This is a genomic window from Rhodococcus opacus B4, assembly GCF_000010805.1.
Lineage (GTDB): Bacteria > Actinomycetota > Actinomycetes > Mycobacteriales > Mycobacteriaceae > Rhodococcus_F > Rhodococcus_F opacus_C.
Genome location: NC_012522.1, coordinates 1,344,586 through 1,361,709, shown reverse-complemented (window position 1 = coordinate 1,361,709; position 17,124 = coordinate 1,344,586). Strand labels below are relative to the sequence as shown.

At 68.9% G+C, this 17,124-nt stretch carries 17 protein-coding genes; 8 read left to right on the top strand and 9 right to left on the bottom strand.

Features of this window, described 5'->3' with window-relative positions:
- The first annotated feature begins 52 nt into the window (after positions 1-52).
- From ROP_RS06375 to ROP_RS06365, 3 genes are read left to right on the top strand one after another with little or no spacing between them, the layout of a single operon-like run.
- Positions 53-1,165, top strand: a complete 1,113-nt coding sequence (locus tag ROP_RS06375; protein ID WP_012688507.1) for a Re/Si-specific NAD(P)(+) transhydrogenase subunit alpha — start codon at positions 53-55, stop codon at positions 1,163-1,165.
- Positions 1,166-1,498, top strand: a complete 333-nt coding sequence (locus ROP_RS06370) for an NAD(P) transhydrogenase subunit alpha (RefSeq protein WP_012688506.1) — start codon at positions 1,166-1,168, stop codon at positions 1,496-1,498.
- Positions 1,498-2,922 carry an NAD(P)(+) transhydrogenase (Re/Si-specific) subunit beta gene (locus ROP_RS06365; protein WP_012688505.1) on the top strand — a complete coding sequence of 475 codons (1,425 nt, stop codon included), beginning with the start codon at positions 1,498-1,500 and terminating at the stop codon, positions 2,920-2,922. The genes ROP_RS06370 and ROP_RS06365 overlap by 1 nt, the downstream gene beginning before the upstream one ends.
- Positions 2,923-2,991: 69 nt before the next feature.
- Here ROP_RS06365 and ROP_RS06360 read toward each other — a convergent pair whose 3' ends face one another.
- A complete protein-coding gene (locus ROP_RS06360; protein WP_043824306.1) occupies positions 2,992-3,609 on the bottom strand; it encodes a hypothetical protein in 618 nt (205 codons plus the stop codon).
- 183 nt (positions 3,610-3,792) lie between these two features.
- Between ROP_RS06360 and ROP_RS06355 the strand changes: the two genes are divergently transcribed.
- Positions 3,793-5,565 carry a multicopper oxidase family protein gene (locus ROP_RS06355; protein ID WP_043826287.1) on the top strand — a complete coding sequence of 591 codons (1,773 nt, stop codon included), beginning with the start codon at positions 3,793-3,795 and terminating at the stop codon, positions 5,563-5,565.
- Positions 5,566-5,568: 3 nt separating this feature from the next.
- On the opposite strand, the gene ROP_RS06350 is transcribed toward ROP_RS06355, so the two are convergent.
- The 5 genes from ROP_RS06350 to ROP_RS06330 all read right to left on the bottom strand — a co-directional run bounded on the left by ROP_RS06350 (position 5,569) and on the right by ROP_RS06330 (position 10,735).
- Positions 5,569-6,717: an MFS transporter gene (locus ROP_RS06350; protein ID WP_043824305.1), complete on the bottom strand. Its 1,149-nt coding sequence runs from the start codon at positions 6,715-6,717 to the stop codon at positions 5,569-5,571.
- Positions 6,718-6,778: 61 nt separating this feature from the next.
- Complete coding sequence (locus ROP_RS06345; RefSeq protein WP_012688501.1) at positions 6,779-8,020, bottom strand: dihydrolipoamide acetyltransferase family protein; 1,242 nt, start codon at positions 8,018-8,020, stop codon at positions 6,779-6,781.
- A gap of 30 nt (positions 8,021-8,050) precedes the next feature.
- Positions 8,051-9,034 (bottom strand): alpha-ketoacid dehydrogenase subunit beta, encoded by a 984-nt coding sequence (locus ROP_RS06340; protein ID WP_012688500.1) that lies wholly within the window; start codon positions 9,032-9,034, stop codon positions 8,051-8,053.
- Positions 9,031-10,128 (bottom strand): pyruvate dehydrogenase (acetyl-transferring) E1 component subunit alpha, encoded by a 1,098-nt coding sequence (gene pdhA / locus ROP_RS06335; RefSeq protein ID WP_012688499.1) that lies wholly within the window; start codon positions 10,126-10,128, stop codon positions 9,031-9,033. Before pdhA ends, ROP_RS06340 begins: the two co-directional genes overlap by 4 nt.
- Positions 10,129-10,366: 238 nt before the next feature.
- On the bottom strand, positions 10,367-10,735 hold the full coding sequence (locus ROP_RS06330) for a DoxX family protein (RefSeq protein WP_012688498.1): 369 nt from the start codon (positions 10,733-10,735) through the stop codon (positions 10,367-10,369).
- A 115-nt stretch (positions 10,736-10,850) separates the two neighbouring features.
- Between ROP_RS06330 and ROP_RS06325 the strand changes: the two genes are divergently transcribed.
- Positions 10,851-11,879 (top strand): phosphotransferase family protein, encoded by a 1,029-nt coding sequence (locus ROP_RS06325; RefSeq protein ID WP_012688497.1) that lies wholly within the window; start codon positions 10,851-10,853, stop codon positions 11,877-11,879.
- 22 nt (positions 11,880-11,901) lie between these two features.
- Here ROP_RS06325 and ROP_RS06320 read toward each other — a convergent pair whose 3' ends face one another.
- Positions 11,902-12,339 (bottom strand): acyl-CoA thioesterase, encoded by a 438-nt coding sequence (locus tag ROP_RS06320; RefSeq protein WP_050785040.1) that lies wholly within the window; start codon positions 12,337-12,339, stop codon positions 11,902-11,904.
- Positions 12,340-12,421: 82 nt separating this feature from the next.
- On the opposite strand from ROP_RS06320, the gene ROP_RS06315 reads away from it, so the two are divergent.
- From ROP_RS06315 to ROP_RS06305, 3 genes are read left to right on the top strand one after another with little or no spacing between them, the layout of a single operon-like run.
- The gene (locus ROP_RS06315) at positions 12,422-13,630 is read left to right on the top strand and encodes a benzoate/H(+) symporter BenE family transporter (RefSeq protein WP_012688495.1); all 1,209 of its coding nucleotides are present in this window, start codon (positions 12,422-12,424) and stop codon (positions 13,628-13,630) included.
- A 7-nt stretch (positions 13,631-13,637) separates the two neighbouring features.
- On the top strand, positions 13,638-14,156 hold the full coding sequence (locus tag ROP_RS06310; RefSeq protein WP_012688494.1) for an O-acetyl-ADP-ribose deacetylase: 519 nt from the start codon (positions 13,638-13,640) through the stop codon (positions 14,154-14,156).
- Positions 14,153-15,421 (top strand): cation:proton antiporter, encoded by a 1,269-nt coding sequence (locus ROP_RS06305; RefSeq protein WP_043826286.1) that lies wholly within the window; start codon positions 14,153-14,155, stop codon positions 15,419-15,421. The genes ROP_RS06310 and ROP_RS06305 overlap by 4 nt, the downstream gene beginning before the upstream one ends.
- Here ROP_RS06305 and ROP_RS06300 read toward each other — a convergent pair.
- Positions 15,377-15,700, bottom strand: a complete 324-nt coding sequence (locus ROP_RS06300; RefSeq protein ID WP_012688492.1) for a LysR family transcriptional regulator — start codon at positions 15,698-15,700, stop codon at positions 15,377-15,379. The genes ROP_RS06305 and ROP_RS06300 overlap by 45 nt on opposite strands.
- On the bottom strand, positions 15,693-17,120 hold the full coding sequence (locus ROP_RS06295) for a nucleobase:cation symporter-2 family protein (RefSeq protein ID WP_012688491.1): 1,428 nt from the start codon (positions 17,118-17,120) through the stop codon (positions 15,693-15,695). Before ROP_RS06295 ends, ROP_RS06300 begins: the two co-directional genes overlap by 8 nt.
- Positions 17,121-17,124: the final 4 nt, after the last annotated feature.

Below are 17,124 nucleotides of genomic sequence, written 5' to 3'. Positions count from 1 at the left end.
TTGATCGCCGCTCGTCGCGGCACACACACCATCTACCGCAGGAAGTCGATACATGGATACATCGCAGAGCGCGTCCACCGCGCGCCCGACGATCGGCGTCGTTCGGGAGTCGAACGACGGTGAGCGTCGGGTGGCGTTGGTGCCGAAGGTCGTGGCGTCGTTGATCGCCAAGGGCGTCGACGTGGTGGTCGAGTCGGGTGCCGGTTTGGGCGCGCTGATTCCGGACGAGTTGTACACCGAGGCGGGGGCGAAGATCGCCGACCCGTGGTCGGCGGACGTGATCGTGAAGGTCGCCCCGCCCTCGGACGAGGAGGTCGGCCGGTTGCACACCGGGCAGACCCTGATCGGGTTCCTCGCCCCCCGCAACCAGGACAACCAGGTCGCCGCGTTGAAGGCGGCCGGGGTGCAGGCGTTCGCCGTGGAGGCGATCCCGCGGATCTCCCGCGCCCAGGTGATGGACGCGCTGTCGTCGCAGGCGAACGTGTCCGGGTACAAGTCGGTGCTGTTGGCGGCGTCGGAGTCGACGCGGTTCTTCCCGATGCTGACCACCGCCGCGGGGACCGTGAAGCCGGCGACGGTGCTGGTCCTCGGCGTCGGGGTCGCGGGTCTGCAGGCGTTGGCCACGGCGAAGCGGCTCGGTGGCCGGGCCACCGGTTACGACGTCCGCCCGGAGGTCGCGGACCAGGTGCGGTCGGTCGGTGCGCAGTGGCTGGATCTGGGGATCGACGCGGCCGGTGAGGGCGGCTACGCCCGCGAGCTCACCGAGGCCGAACGCGCGCAGCAGCAGCAGGCGCTCGAGGACGCGATCAAGGGCTTCGACGTGGTCATCACCACCGCCCTGGTCCCGGGCCGCCCGGCACCGCGCCTGGTCACTGCCGCCGCGGTGGAGGGCATGAAGCCCGGATCCGTGGTGGTCGACCTGGCGGGGGAGACCGGCGGCAACTGCGAGCTCACCGAGCCGGGTCAGACCGTCGTCAAGCACGGGGTGACGATCTGCTCGCCGCTGAACCTGCCCGCCAGCATGCCCGAGCACGCCTCCGAGCTGTACTCGAAGAACATCTCCGCGCTGCTGGAGTTGATGCTCGTTGACGGGGCGCTGGCCCCCGATTTCTCGGACGAGGTCCTCGCCGCGTCCTGCGTCACCCGTGAGGAGGGTGTGTCCTAGATGTACACCGAATTGTTGGCGAACATCGCGATCCTGGTGTTGTCCGGGTTCGTGGGGTTCGCGGTGATCTCGAAGGTCCCGAACACGTTGCACACCCCGCTGATGTCGGGCACCAACGCCATCCACGGCATCGTCGTGCTCGGCGCTTTGGTGGTGCTCGGCAAGGTCGACAACCCGCCGTGGGGGTTGCAGGTGATCCTGTTCGTCGCGCTGGTGTTCGGCACGATCAACGTGGTCGGTGGTTTCGTGGTCACCGACCGCATGCTGGGCATGTTCAAGTCCAAGCCCGCCGCCCCCGCCGCTGTTGCTGCTGAGAAGGGTGGGGACAAGTAATGGACTACCTCGTCAACGTGCTCTACATCGTGGCGTTCTCGATGTTCATCTACGGTCTGATGGGCCTGACCGGCCCGAAGACCGCGGTCCGCGGTAACCAGATCGCCGCGGTCGGCATGGGTGTCGCCGTCGTGGCGACCCTGATCTCGATCCGCGACACCTCCAACTGGGTGCTCATCGTCACCGGCCTGGTCATCGGTGTGGTGCTGGGGGTGCCGCCGGCGTTGCGGACGAAGATGACCGCGATGCCGCAGCTGGTGGCGCTGTTCAACGGCGTCGGCGGCGGCACCGTCGCCCTCATCGCCTACGCGGAGTTCCTGGACTCGGACGGGTTCACCGCCTTCTCGCACGGTGAGACGCCGACGGTGCACATCGTCATCGCCTCGCTGTTCGCGGCGATCATCGGGTCGATCTCGTTCTGGGGATCGGTGATCGCCTTTTTGAAGCTGCAGGAAACCCTGCCGGGCCGGCCGATCGGCATCGGCAAACTCCAGCAACCGTTGAATGCGCTGCTGCTGATCGGGGCCGTCGCCCTGGCGGTGGCGATCGGGATCAAGGCCATCGACCCGGCCGCCCCCACCTCGCAGTGGTGGATCGTCGGGGTGCTGGTGCTGGCGGCGGTGCTCGGGCTGATGGTGGTGCTGCCGATCGGCGGCGCCGACATGCCCGTCGTCATCTCCCTGCTCAACGCGCTCACCGGTCTGTCCGCGGCGGCCGCCGGTCTGGCTTTGAACAATCAGGCGATGATCGTCGCCGGCATGATCGTCGGCGCGTCGGGTTCGATCCTGACCAACCTGATGGCGAAGGCGATGAACCGGTCCATTCCGGCGATCGTCGCCGGCGGGTTCGGTGGCGGCGGCGGAGCGGCGGCGGCCGGGGACACCGCCGCGAAGACGGCGAAGGCCACCTCCGCCGCCGATGCGGCGATCCAGATGGCCTACGCGAACCAGGTGATCGTGGTCCCCGGCTACGGGCTGGCGGTCGCGCAGGCCCAGCACGCGGTCAAGGACATGGCCAAGCTGCTCGAGTCGAAGGGTGTCGAGGTCAAGTACGCCATCCACCCGGTGGCGGGCCGGATGCCCGGGCACATGAACGTGCTGCTCGCGGAGGCGGACGTCGAGTACGACGCGATGAAGGAAATGGACGACATCAACGACGAGTTCGCGCGCACCGATGTCACCCTGGTGATCGGGGCGAACGATGTCACCAACCCGGCCGCGCGGAATGATCCGTCGTCGCCGATTCACGGGATGCCGATCCTGAATGTGGATCAGTCGAAGTCGGTGATCGTGCTGAAGCGGTCGATGAATTCCGGGTTCGCCGGTATCGACAACCCGCTGTTCTTCGCGGACACCACCTCGATGCTGTTCGGGGACGCGAAGAAGTCGGTCGCCGAGGTCACCGAGGAACTCAAAGCCCTGTAGGCGCTTCGCGCCCGTGCGCCTTTCTGGTAGCAGCAACAACCAAAAAGGCGCACGGGCGGCGGAGCCGCCTCACAGGTGCCGGGAGAAGGCGATGGCCGCGGTGTCGGGCCGGCGCTCTTCGCGCTCGGCCGCGACGGGGGAGTACAGCATCAGGGTGGACGCCAGCGCCCACCAGATCGCGAAGATGATCAGACTGGCCGCGAGGCCGAAGATGCCGGTGGATTCGACGAGCGCAGCGGCGCCCGCGACACCGAGGACGACGGCGAAACCCAGGCCCGCGATGACGGGCCGGAACCGGGGCGCCGACACCAGCAGCGCCGAACCGTACAGGGCGGTGACGGCGACGACGTGCCCGCTCGGCAGTACCGCGGACGGCGCATCCGATTCCCAGGCCCGCACTGCGGCGCTGGTGAGATTCGCGCCGATACACAGCAGCAGTACCGCCCCCATGCCGTACGAGAGTTTTCGCACCGCCGCGACGATGGCGAGAACGACGGCCGCTGCGAGGACCGTCGTGATGTCGATCGCCTGGATCACGGGTTCGGCGACGGGCCGGAGTGCCTCCGGGAGGACGACTCCCGACGATTCGGGGCGGATGATGTACAGCGCGCACAGTGCCACCACACCCGCCGCGGCGAAGGCGAGGCGACGAACACTGTGACGAAGCCTGCTGGTCGATTCGGTCACGACACACAGTGTGCCAACCGACGCTGAGTGATCCATGAGCGGCCGCTGTGAGGTCGGTGAACGGTCGTCGTCGTGCGACGAGCGTTCGTCCGGATCCCGGGCGGTTGCCGCACCAGGCGGAGTAACGTCGTCGTGGACCGATCTCGAATCGTCTTTCCGCGTGACACGCACGAAGTGACCGACATGAGTGGACGGATCTCGCGCCGATCGTTCCTGCGGGCGGCAGCGCTCGGCGGTGGGCTGGGCGCGGTGTCGGCCGGTTCGGCGAGCGCGTTCCCCTTCGACATCGATCCGCTGCGACCGTTGATGTTCTCCTCGCCGCCGATCCAGCCGTATCGCGACCGGCTGCCGATCCTGCCGACGACGTCCGGGACGAGCGTCGGCGTACAGGCGAGCAGCACGATTCATCAGTTCCACACGGACCTGGCACCTTCGCCGGCGCTGGCATACAGCGGCGCGGACTATCTGGGGGCGACGATCGAGGCGCACGTCGATCAGCCGACGACGGTCGCGTTCCGGAACAACATCACCGTCCACCCGTTCGCCGTCGACTTCGATACGTCGCTGCACGGACTGAGCGAACGGGACCGCACCCAGGTGCCCACGGCGACGCATCTGCACGGCGGGGTGAATCCGCCCCAGTTCGACGGGCACCCCGAGCAGGTGTTCCGGCCCGGCGAGGCGTACGTGCACCACCTTCCGAACCGGCAGGACGCCGCCACTCTCTGGTATCACGACCACGCCATGGGAGTGACCCGGCTCAACATCTATGCAGGTCTGGTCGGGCTGTATCTACTGCGGGACGACTTCGACACCGGGCGCCCCGGCAACCCGCTGGGTCTGCCGGCAGGGGAGTTCGAGGTGCCGCTCGTGCTGCAGGAGAAGATGTTCACCGCCGACGGCAGGCAGCGGATCCGTTCGACGCCCACCGTGCCGCAGGGGAGCTGGGAAGGGGGCGCGGTCGGCGACGTCGGGGTCGTGAACGGCAAGGTGTGGCCGGAACTCGACGTGGCCCGCGGCCTGTACCGGTTGCGACTCGTGAACGCGGGTTCGTTGAGCGTGTGGAATCTGTTCTTCGGCAACCGCATGAGGTTCTGGGTGATCGGCGGGGACAACGGGTTGCTCGACGCCCCGGTCGCGGTGACGCGGGTGCGGTTGAGCCCGGCCGAACGGGTCGACCTGCTCGTCGACTTCGGCTCCCTGGAACCGGGCTCGACGGTGGAACTCTGCAACGACGAGCCGCCGCCGTTCCAGGCCGCGCTGATCGGCGAACGCACGATGCCGAGGTTCTGCCGGTTCCGGGTGGGCGTGGCCCGCGGTTTCACGGGCGGGCTCCCCGCGACGTTGCGCGGGGGACCCGGGCAGCCGGAGTCGCTGCCGCCGATCCCGCGACCTCAGGTCTTCCGGGACGTCACCCTCAGCCAGCCGAGCGACGTGCGACTGCCGCCGTCGATCATGTCCCTGAACAATCTCCGGTATTCGACCGAGGACATCGAGTTGCCGCGCCAGGGGACGGTGGAGCAGTGGAACATCATCAATGCGACCAACGATCCGCATCCCGTGCATCTTCATCTCGCGAACTTCCGGGTGCTGGGGCGTCAGGTCGTCGAGACGCTGCGTTTCGCGTTCGCCACCCCGCAGCCGCCGCTCGGAATCCGGTGGACGCCGTCGGCCGACGCGTTCACGATCTCACCGCTCGCGCCTGCGGAACCGTGGGAGCGCGGGTTCAAGGACACGGTGCTGGCGAACGCGAATTCCGTCACCAGGATCGTCGTCCGGTTCCCGACCGCGGAGTCGCTGGGTTTCGATCCCGACGCCGTGTTCGGGCAGGGAGCATCCGGCTCCCACGGGCACGGTGCCGGAGGTTCGCGATCACTGCAGGGCTACGTGTGGCACTGTCACATCCTCGACCACGAGGATCACGACATGATGCTCAGGTACCGCACCGTCGCGTGAGGGTCAGGTGCGCCGGACCGCTCCTGCGAACGTGGCGGCGACCAGCACGCAGACCAGTGGCACCACCATGGCAACGGTGAGTGGAACCACCTGGGTGATCCAGCCGATGGTGGCCGGGCCCGCGAGGAACCCCACGTACCCGAGTCCGACCACGCGGGACATGTTGGTGCCCGCGGAACCCGCGCCGAGGTTGCCCGCGGCGGTGAAGATCTGCGGGACGCAGCCCGACAACCCCAGACCGAACAGCGCCCAGCCGAGGATCGTGAGGGGGAGCAATCCCGAGACGAGGACGAGCAGCATGCCGAGCGCCGCGATCAGGGTGCCGTAGCGGACGACGGCGACGGGGCCGAGCGCGGCGCTTACTCGATCTGCCGTGAACCGGCCCACCGTCATCATCACCGAGAAGGCGCCGAACGCAAGGGCAGCGACGGAATCCGTCGTTCCGAGGTGTTCCTTGACCTGCAGGGTGCTCCAGTCGTTCGCGACACCCTCCGACAGCATGAGGACGAAGGCGATGCCACCGAGCGCGAGCACCCGCGCGGACAGTCGTCCGTGGGCCTTCTCGCCGGGTGCCGGCTCGTGCCGCGAGCGGGGACGGTCCGCCATCAGCCAGCGGGAGCCCCCGGCGACGGCGACGACCCCGATGCCGCCGGCGACCACCAGCGCCGTCAGGGGTGTCCATCCGGCGGCGAGCGTCGCCGCCCCGAGCAGCGATCCCGCCACCCCGCCGACGGAGAACAGGGCATGGAACGCCGACATGATCGGCCGTCGATACCGCTGCTCGACTTCGACGGCCTGGGAGTTCATCGACACGTCCAGTGCGCCGTTGGCGAAGCCGAACACGAGCAGGGCGAGACCGAGTTGCCAGGCAGCGGACGCCAGCCCCGGACCCACGGTGGCGACCGACAGCGCGAGGCCGGCGACGATCACCATCCGCCTGCTGCCGAACCGGTCGGCGAGCGGGCCGCTGACCTGCATGCCGCCGATCGCGCCGACCGCCAGCAGGAGCAGCAGCGAACCCAGCGTGGAGTGGCTGATACCGGTCCGGTCCTCGATCGCCGGAATGTGCACGACCCACATGCCCAGCAGGAACCCGTTGATCCCGAAGATCCCGAACGTTCCCGCCCGGGCCCGGCGGAGCGGCTCGGCCACCGGTACCCGATTGTCGACCGGGGACGCTCGGGAAATGCTCACCGACCAAACGTACCGAGGATCAGAGGTGCGCGAGCAGTGAGGCGGGATCGTGCAGCATCGCCGCGACGGACGACAGGAACCTCGACCCCTGCTCGCCGTCGACCACGCGGTGATCGAACGACACGCTCAACGTGGTGACCCAGCGCACCGCGAGTTCGTCCTCGTGCACCCACGGTCTCTTGTCGACGCTGCCGAGGCACAGGATGGCCGCCTCGCCGGGGTTGAGGATGGGCGTGCCCGCGTCGACGCCGAACACCCCGACGTTGGTGATCGACACCGTGCCCCCGGTGAGCTGCACGGGATCGGCCCTGCCACTGCGCGCGGTCGCGGTCAGTTCGGTGATCGCCCGGCACAATTCGAGCAGGCTCAGCGACTGTGCCTCCTTGATGTTGGGGACCATCAGACCTCGGGGTGTGGCCGCGGCGATACCGAGGTTGACGTAGTGCTTGGTGACGATCTCCTGGTTCTCCTCGTCCCACGAGGCGTTGAGGCTCGGGTTCGCCCGCAGCGCGACGATCATCGCCTTCGCGACGAGGCTCAGCGGGGTCACCGACAGCCCCTCGAATTCGGGGAGGTCCCGCAGGCGCCCGAGGAGTTCCACCGAGCGCGTGACGTCGACGGTCACGAATTCGGTGACGTGCGGGGCCGTGAACGCGCTGCGGACCATCGCCGCCGCCGTCTGCTTCCGGACACCGCGGATCGGGGTGCGGGTCTCGCGCTGCACCGTCTCCGAATCGTCCGAACGTTCCGACGGCACGGACGGCTCGGCCGACCCCGTGTGGGATTCCACATCGTTCCTCGTGACCGCGCCGGACGGTCCCGTCCCCGCGACGACTGCGAGGTCTATCCCGCGTTCCCGGGCCGCGAGCCGGGCGGCCGGCGACGCGTCGGGGCGCCGACCGTCCGGGTAGGCGGTCTCCGGAGCGGTCGCCGGTCGCCGCCGGGCGCGCTTGCTCTCGGCGGCGGCTTCAGGTCCGTACCCCACCAGGACGGGCGTGCGCGCGGGAGGCTCCCCGGTGGCCGCATCCGTCGCGATCCGGATGATCGGCGTCCCCACCGGCACCGTCGCTCCCGGGACAACCAGCAGTTCCTCCACGACACCCGGGTAGGGCGAGGGCAATTCGACGAGGGCTTTCGCCGTCTCGACCTCGCCGATCACCTGATTGAGTTCGATCGACTGGCCCACCTCGACGGCCCAGGAGACCAGTTCGGCCTCCGTCAGCCCCTCACCGAGATCGGGTAGGCGAAATTCCTGTGCCAACGGACGACTCCTCTCCTCCGGTGAGTGCGATCAGGCCGCGAGACTGCGATCGACGGCGTCGAGCAGGCGGTCGGCGTCCGGCAGATGATGCCGTTCCAGCTTCGACGGGGGATACGGGACGTCGAATCCGCCGACCCGCAGGACCGGAGCATCCAACTGGTAGAAGCATTTCTCGGAGATGCGGGCCGCGATCTCCGCACCCAGCCCGAGGAACGTCGACGCCTCGTGCGCGACGACGAGTCTGCCGGTCTTGCGCACCGATTCCTCGACGGTGTCGAAGTCGATCGGGGAGAGGGAGCGCAGGTCGATCACCTCGAGGGAGTGCCCCTCGTCGGCGGCGATCGACGCGGCCGACAGGGCCGTCGGCACGACGGAGCCGTACGCGACGATGGTGGCATCCGTGCCCTCCCGGGCCACCCGGGCCCGATGGAGCGGCAGGTCCGGTCCGGCGTCCACGTCGAAGTCGGCCTTGTCCCAGTACCGCCGCTTCGGTTCGAAGAACACCACCGGGTCGTCCGCCGCGACGGACTGCTGGATCATGTGGAACGCGTCCGCCGGGTTGCTGGGCGTGACGACGCGGAGTCCGGCGGTGTGGACGAAGTACGCCTCCGGCGATTCCGAATGGTGTTCGACCGCGCCGATGCCGCCGCCGTACGGGATCCGGATCGTCAGGGGCGCGGTGACCCGGCCCTGCGTGCGGTAGTGAATCTTGGCGACCTGCGACACGATCTGGTCGAACGCGGGGTAGACGAAGCCGTCGAACTGGATCTCGCAGACGGGGCGGTAGCCGCGCAGGGCCATCCCGAACGCGGCGCCGACGATCCCCGATTCGGCGAGCGGGGTGTCGATGACCCGGTTGTCGCCGAAGTCCTTCTGCAGAGTGTCGGTGATGCGGAAGACCCCGCCGAGGCGTCCGACGTCCTCGCCCATGATCACGACCTTGCGGTCGTGTTCGAGAGCGCGGCGCAGACCTGCGTTGAGCGCGGCGCCGAGCGACAGCGTGGTGGTGGTCATGACAGTGCCTCCTCGATGCCGGCGAAGCCTGCGAGGTACGCGGCGTACTGCTCGCGTTCCTCGTCGATCAGCGGATGGTCGGTGGAATAGACGTGGTCGAACAGATCGAGCGGCGCGGGGTCGGGCGCCTCGACGGTCCCCGAGCGCAGCCGCGCGGCGACGGCGTCCGCCGTGGCCTGCACCCGGGCGAGGAATTCTTCGCCCAGCAGCCCCTCCCGGTCCAGGAGCCGCCTCATTCGGTCGATCGGGTCGCGGGCCTTCCAGATCTCCGTCTCGGCCGCAGCCCGGTATCGGGTGGGGTCGTCCGACGTGGTGTGGGGGCCCATCCGGTACGTGATGGCCTCGATGAACGTCGGCCCGCTGCCTTCGCGGGCCCGCTGCGTGGCCTGGCGGGTGACCGCCAGGACCGCGAGAACGTCGTTGCCGTCCACCCGGAGAGCGGGCATGCCGTAACCGGCGGCGCGCTGTGCGATGGGGACGGGACTCTGCAGGTGGACCGGTTCGCTGATCGCGAACTGGTTGTTCTGGCAGAAGAATACGACCGGCGCGTTGAAGCTCATCGAGAAGCCGAGGGCCTCGGCGAGGTCGCCCTGGCTGGTGGCGCCGTCGCCGAAGTAGGCGATCGTCGCGATCTCCGCGCCGTCCAGGTGGGCGCCCATGGCGTATCCGGTGGCGTGCAGTCCCTGGGAGCCGACGACGATCGCCGGATTCGTCACGTTCACGGAACTCGGATCCCACGCGGAATGCGCGCATCCCCGCCACATGCGGGTCATCACACCCGGGTCCACGCCCCGGCAGTAGGCGACGGCGTGTTCCCGGTAGCTGATGAACGCGTAGTCGTCGGGACGGAGCGCGCGGGCGGAGCCGACCTGGGCGGCTTCCTGACCGAGCAGCGGGGCCCAGAGTCCCAGTTCACCCTGGCGTTGCAGAGCGACCGCCTCGACATCCATCCGACGCGCGACGACGAGGTCCTCGTACAGGTCGCGCAGTTGGTCGGGTCGGATGTCGCGGACGAGGCTCGTGTAGTCGGGTCTGAAGACCCGTAGGCCGTCCGGCTGGATGAGCTGGACCGGATAGGCAATCTTGTCGACCATCGGGGTCACCTCGCGTTGTCGAGTCCGTGAACCTTGTGGGTTCGTCGGAGACGGGTACTGCGGTAGGACGGATGTGTCCTACTTCACAGCATCCACGGGAACGCGAAGTGCGCAAGTGGTACCGCCGAGATCGAGCAGAATGCCCAGTTTTGGGGGTGCCGTGGGTGTCATGCTGCGTCTAATGACCAATGCGGACGCCGTCGCATGGTTGTCGCTGCAATTGCCCGAAACGTCCAGATCACCCCGCGAACGCGAAACCGATCGAGGCGAGGACGGCGAGCACCGCGAGGTAGACGGCGGGCATCGCGACGGCCCGCGTGTCGGAATTGCCGTAGTCGCCGTGTCTGACGTGAAACGCGATAGCGCACAAGAGGAGAATCAGCAGCGCCACCGTCGCGATCACGCCCAGCGGAGTCCAGTAGAGGCCGACGAGAACGCCCACCCCGCCGGCGAGTTCGGCCACGCCGATCAGCCGGACCTGCTGCCCGCTCAGGCCCCGGGCCTGCAGCCCCGTCCACGCGGTTCCCTTCAGTCTCAGCTTGGGAATGCTCACGGCGACGGCGCTCACGGCGAGGAGCACGCCACACACGATGAGGAAAACTTCCACGTCCGTCCCTCCAGTTCCGGCCGAATCGGCCTCACCGTTGCCACCCTAGAGCCGCGACCTGCGGTGCGGACCGGTTCCCTCCGCATCGGGCTGCCGAGCGGTTAGCATCGAGCGCGTGAATGCTGTGGGGCTGAACGAAGATGCCGTTTCTGCGTGGATTGCCGGACTCGGTGTGGGAGCGATCGCGCCGCTGAGCTTCGAGAGGATCGGGAACGGTCAGTCGAATCTCACGTACGCGGTCAGCGACGCGGGCGGCGGACGGTGGGTGCTGCGGCGCCCGCCGCTCGGGCATCTGCTCGCGTCGGCGCACGACGTGGTCCGCGAACACCGGATTCTCTCGTCTCTGCAGGGGTCCGACGTTCCGGTGCCGAAGATCCTCGGGCTCACCGAAGATCCGGAGGTCACCGACGCGCCGCTCGTGCTGATGAGTTACGTCGCGGGGGTGGTGATCGACAGTGTCGGCGTGGCGAAGAAACTGACGCCCGAGCAGCGGAACGCCGTCGGGCTGGCGATGCCGAAGGCGCTCGCGAAGATCCATGCGGTCGATCTCGGAGACGCCGGGCTGGAGGACCTCGCCAGCCACAAACCCTACGCGGCAAGGCAGTTGAAGCGCTGGGCGGATCAATGGGAGAAGTCCCGCACCCGTGAGGTCCCGGCCATCGAGGATCTCGCCGGGATCCTCGAACGCAACATGCCGGAGCAGGCCGAACTCTCGTTGGTGCACGGCGATTTTCACCTGAGCAACGTCATCACCTCGCCGGAGGAAGGCGAGGTGGTCGCGGTGGTCGACTGGGAGCTGTGCACGCTGGGCGACCCCCTCGCCGACGTGGGTGCGTTGCTGGCGTACTGGCCCGAGGCGGGCGACGAGGACGCCGGACCGTTCCCCGCCTCCACCCTCGAGGGATTCCCCACCCGGGCCGAGCTCGTGGAGGCCTATGTCCACCACACCAAACGCGACGTCACGCACGTCGGGTACTGGCACGTGCTGGCGTTGTGGAAGCTGGCGATCATCGCCGAAGGCGTGCTGCGCCGCGTGATCGACGACCCCCGGAACAAGGCCGAGACCGGTGCGCCCACGGTCGCGCTGATCGACGGCATCATCGCCCGGGCGGTGGCCACGGCCGAGGCCGAGGGCCTGCGCTGAACCACCCGGTGGCACCGGACCCTCAGGCTGTGTCCGGTGCCACCAGAAGGGCTGCGGCGCTGCGGATTTCCTCAGGTATCGGAACCGGCTTCCGGGTCTTCGCGTCCACGTACACGTGGACGAAGCGGCCGAGGGCGGCGAGGTCGAGTGCGTCGCCGTTCTCGCGGAAGATCGCGAGCGCGTACACGATGCTCCGCGTGCCCAGCTTCCCGACGGACAACCCCACCTGCAGACGGTCCGGGAACGTCAGCTCACTGACGTACTTGCACGACGTCTCGGCGACCACGCCGATGGCAGGAAGATCCCGGATATCGGTGCCCGTCGTCGCGATCAGCCAGCCGTTGACGGCCGTGTCGAAGAACGAGTAGTACGTGACGTTGTTGACGTGCCCGTAGTGGTCGTTGTCCTCCCAGCGGGTAGGGACCGGCCACAGCGTGGGGAAGTCGGCGGCGGTCGGCATCGCGGGGGCGTCCTCGTGTTTCACCGCCCCGACCCTAGTGCCACGGACCGTCTGCGCCACCCGTCGGGCAGAATCGCGTCCTATGTCCGTGCCCGACAGTTCCGACAGTTCCGAGAGTGACGTGCGTTCACCGGATTCCGCCGCCCAGCCGGTCAGCGCCGGAATCGTCACCGCCCTGGTGGGCTTCACCAGTTCGTTCGCGGTCGTACTCACCGGGCTGACGGCGGTGGGCGCGAACTCCGCCCAGGCCGCGTCGGGACTGCTGGCGCTGTGTGTGACGCAGGCGCTGGGGATGCTGTGGATGTCGCGGCACTACCGCATGCCGATCACCCTCGCGTGGTCGACACCGGGCGCGGCGCTCCTCGCCGGGGCGGGGACGGTGAGCGGCGGATGGCCGGCCGCGGTCGGCGCGTTCGCCGTCGTGGGGGCGGCGGTGATCCTCACCGGGCTGTGGCCGCGGCTGGGACGGCTCATCGCATCCATCCCCCCGGCGTTGGCGCAGGCGATGCTTGCGGGTGTGCTGCTGCCGCTGTGCCTCGCGCCGGTGCTGGCGCTGCGGGACGCACCGCTGGCCGTGGCGCCGGTCGTCCTCGTGTGGCTGGTTCTGCAGCGGTATTCGCCGAGATGGGCGGTCCCGTCGGCGTTTGCGGCCGCCGCGGTGGTGATCGCGGTCGGTCTCGTCTCCGGCAGCGACGGGCTCGACCCGGGCGCGCTTCTTCCGAGGCTCGACGTCACCACACCGGCGTGGACGTGGCAGGCGATGATCGGGATCGCGATCCCGCTGTACATCGTGACGATGGCGTCCCAGAACATTCCCGGCACCGCCGTCATGAATTCCTTCGGCTACCGGGTGCCGTGGCGGCCGGCCATGCTGGTGACCGGTGTCGGGACCCTGGTCGGCGCCCCCGCGGGTGGGCACGCCATCAACCTCGCCGCCATCAGCGCCGCCCTCGCCGCCGCGCCGTCCGCGCATCCCGACCCGCGGAAACGCTGGGTCGCGGCCTTCACGGCAGGCTGGGCGTACCTGGTGCTCGCGGGGTGTTCCGCCGCGGTCGCCACCCTCATCGCCGCGGCGCCGGAGGGCGTCGTGGAGGCCGTCGCCGGCCTCGCCCTGCTCGGCACGCTCGGCGGCGCCCTGGCCTCCGCCCTCGACGACGTCCGGGAACGGGAAGGCGCCGTCGTCACGTTCCTGATCGCCGCGTCTGGAGTGAGCATCCTCGGCATCGGGTCGGCGTTCTGGGCGCTGGTCGCCGGACTGATCGTGCGAATCGCGGTGGGCTCGCGGCGATAATGAGGAGATGACCACCATCGAGGTAGTGCAGGGTGACATCACGACGGTCGAGGTCGACGCGATCGTCAACGCCGCGAACTCCGGACTGCTCGGCGGTGGTGGTGTGGACGGCGCCATCCACCGGGCCGGGGGACCCGACATCCTCGCCGAGTGCCGGCACCTGCGGGCCACCACGCTGCAGGACGGTCTGCCGGCGGGACAGGCGGTCGCGACGACGGCGGGCCGGTTGCCCGCCCGATGGGTGATCCACACCGTGGGCCCCGTGTACTCCGCTTCGGACGATCGGTCGGCCACCCTGCGCGGTGCCTACACCGCGAGCCTGGCGGTGGCCGCCGATCTCGGCGCGCAGTCCGTCGCGTTCCCGCTCATCTCGTCCGGCGTGTACGGCTGGCCCGCGGACGACGCTGTCCGGCAGGCGGTCGGCGCCGTCCGGGAGTCGGATTCCGGGATTCCGCGGGTGCTGTTCGTGGCGTTCGACGCGCGGATGGCGGCCCTGCTGCGCGGGGAGGTGGGTGGGCCGCACTGAACACCGATCTCGCCTACCTGACGGCAGGACTGGCTCTCCTACTGGCCGCCACCGTTCCGCGCCTGTTCCAGGACCGTGCCGTCTCGGCGCCGCTGATCGTCCTGGCGGTCGGCGCGGGAGGCGGCGTGTTCCTCGGCGAGTCGGGAACGGACGCCCTCTCGCCGGCACTGCATCCCGCTGTGACGGAACATCTGAGCGAGACGTGCGTCATCGTCGCGTTGATGGGCGTGGGACTGGCGATCGACAGGCCGCTGGGCCGGCGGACGTGGAATTCGACGTGGCGTCTGCTGCTGATCGCGATGCCGTTCGGTATCGCCGCTGTCGCGCTGCTCGGCTGGTGGGTGGCGGCACTGACCCCCGCCGTCGCGATCCTGCTCGGGGCCGTTCTCGCGCCCACCGATCCGGTGCTGGCGTCCGACGTGCAGGTGGAGGGTCCGACGTCGGGCGGCGAGTCCGATCGGGAGGACGACGAGGTCCGGTTTGCGCTCACCTCGGAGGCCGGGCTCAACGACGCTCTCGCCTTTCCGTTCGTGTATCTGGCACTGTTCATGATCGGCAAGGGGCCGATCGACCAATGGATCGTCCAGTGGGCTGCCTGGGAATTGATCGGCAAGACGCTCATCGGCGCGGTCGTGGGGTGGGTGGCCGGTGATCTGCTCGGCCGCGCGGTCTTCCGCTTCCCGATCGCGCACATGCGTCTCGCCGAACGCAGTGAACCCATCTTCGCGCTCGCCGCCACGTTCGCCGTCTACGGACTCACCGAACTGGCCGGCGGATACGGGTTTCTGGCCGTCTTCGCCTGCGCCGTCGCCATCCGGCGGACGGAGCGGGCCCACGACTACCACGCCGAGATGCACAGCCTGATCGAGCAACTCGAACACGTGCTCACCCTCGCCGTCCTGCTCCTGCTGGGGGTCGCACTCACCTCCGGTCTGCTGATCCATCTGACGTGGGGCGGGGTCCTCGTCGCGTCGGCCCTCGTGTTCGTCATCCGGCCGGTCGTGGGTTGGGTGTCGCTGCTGGGCTGCGAGGAGATGTCCGGGCCCGAACGCCGGGTCACCGCATTCTTCGGGGTTCGCGGAATAGGGTCGATCTACTACCTCGCCTACGCCGCGGCGGAAGCCGGCGTGGACGACGAGAGGTGGTTGTGGTCGACGGTGGCGTTCACCGTCGTCCTCTCCGTCGTCGTCCACGGGGTGAGTGCGACGCGGGTGATGCGCCTACTCGACCGCCGTCGGGAGGACGGCGCGTCGGGGGACCGGTAGCGAGGCCGTCCCTGATGCCAGTGCCACGAACTCCGCGGTGGCGTCCAGGGTGCGGTGGGCGTACGGGAGCAGTCGCCTGCCGACCGACGTCAGGACCGCCCGGCGACTGCTCCGCTCGACCAGGGTGACCCCGAGCCCGATCTCGAGAGCAGCCAGCGCCCGCGAGAGGGTGGGCTGGCTGATCCCGAGATCCGATGCCGCCGAGCCGAAATGCAGATGGGTGGCGACGGCAGCGAAGGCGCGGAGCTGGGTCAGCGTCGGCTGATACGACTCACTCATTGCGCACGGCGGAGGAGCGCGCCGTGTCGGCCGGGTGTTCCTCGGCGCGGTCGACGAGGACGGGAGGCGCCGCCGAGACCACCGAGGGGGTGGGGCGGTTGCCGGCCTTGATCTCGTTGAACAGGATGTTCAGCAGCACCGCGACGATGCTGGCCGCGCTGATTCCCGAGTCGAAGACGATGTGTACCCACTCCGGGAAGGCCGAGTAGAAGTCGGGCACGGCGATCGGGATGACGCCGAATCCGAGGGCCACCGCGACGATCACCAGGTTGAGGTTGCCGTCGTACGACACCTTGGACAGGGTTCGGATTCCGCTGGCGGCCACCGAACCGAAGAGCACGATCCCGGCACCGCCGAGGACGGGCAGCGGTACGGAGGCCACCAGCCGGCCCAGGATGGGGAACAGTCCGAGGGCGAACAGGACCGAACCTCCGGCCGCGACGACGTACCGGCTCTTGATCCCGGTGATCGCGACGAGCCCGACGTTCTGGGCGAACGCACTGGCCGGGAACGTCCCGAACACCGGTGCCACGGTGGTGGCGAGCATGTCCGCTCGGAGTCCGTCGCCGACCCGGCGTGCATCCACCTTCGTCCCCACGATCTCGCCGACCGCGAGGATGTCCGCCGTCGTCTCGGTCATGATCACGAGGATCACCACCGTCATCGAGATGATCGCGCCGATCTGGAACAGCGGATTGCCGAACGAGAACACCTGCGGCAGTTCGAAGATCGCGCCCTTCCCGACGGCGCTGAAGTCGGCCTTGCCGATCAGCGCGGCGAACAGGGTGCCCACGACGATGCCGATCAGGATGGACAACCGCGACAGGGTGCCCTGGACCAGGCGGCTCACCAGCAACACGACGAACAGGCTGAACCCGGCGAGTCCGATGTTGGACATCGACCCCCAGTCCGGGGCCTTGGCGTTGCCGCCCATCGCCCACCGCACGGCGACCGGTAGGAGGGAGATGCCGATGACCGTGATGATCGACCCGGTGACGACGGGTGGGAAGTAGCGGACGATCTTGCAGAAGAACGGGCTGATCAACAATCCGATCGCGCCTGCGACCATGATGGCCCCGAACACGGAGCGCAGCCCGCCCGGACCGGCGGCCACCGCCACCATCGTCGACACCGAGGCGAAGGAAATGCCCTGCACCAAGGGGAGTTTGGCGCCGAAGAAGGGAACGCCGAGGGTTTGCAGCAGGGTGGCGGCGCCGCTGACGAACAAGGCCGCCGACACGAGCAACCCGATCTCGGCGCCGGTCAGTCCGGCGGCGCCGCCGACGATCAGGGGAGGCGCGATCACGCCGCCGTACATCGTCAGGATGTGCTGCAACCCGTAGACGTACGACCTTCCGAGCGGTAGACGCTCGTCTTCGGGTCCGGTCGTTCCGGCAACCCGATGTCCGATCCGCTTCATCGCC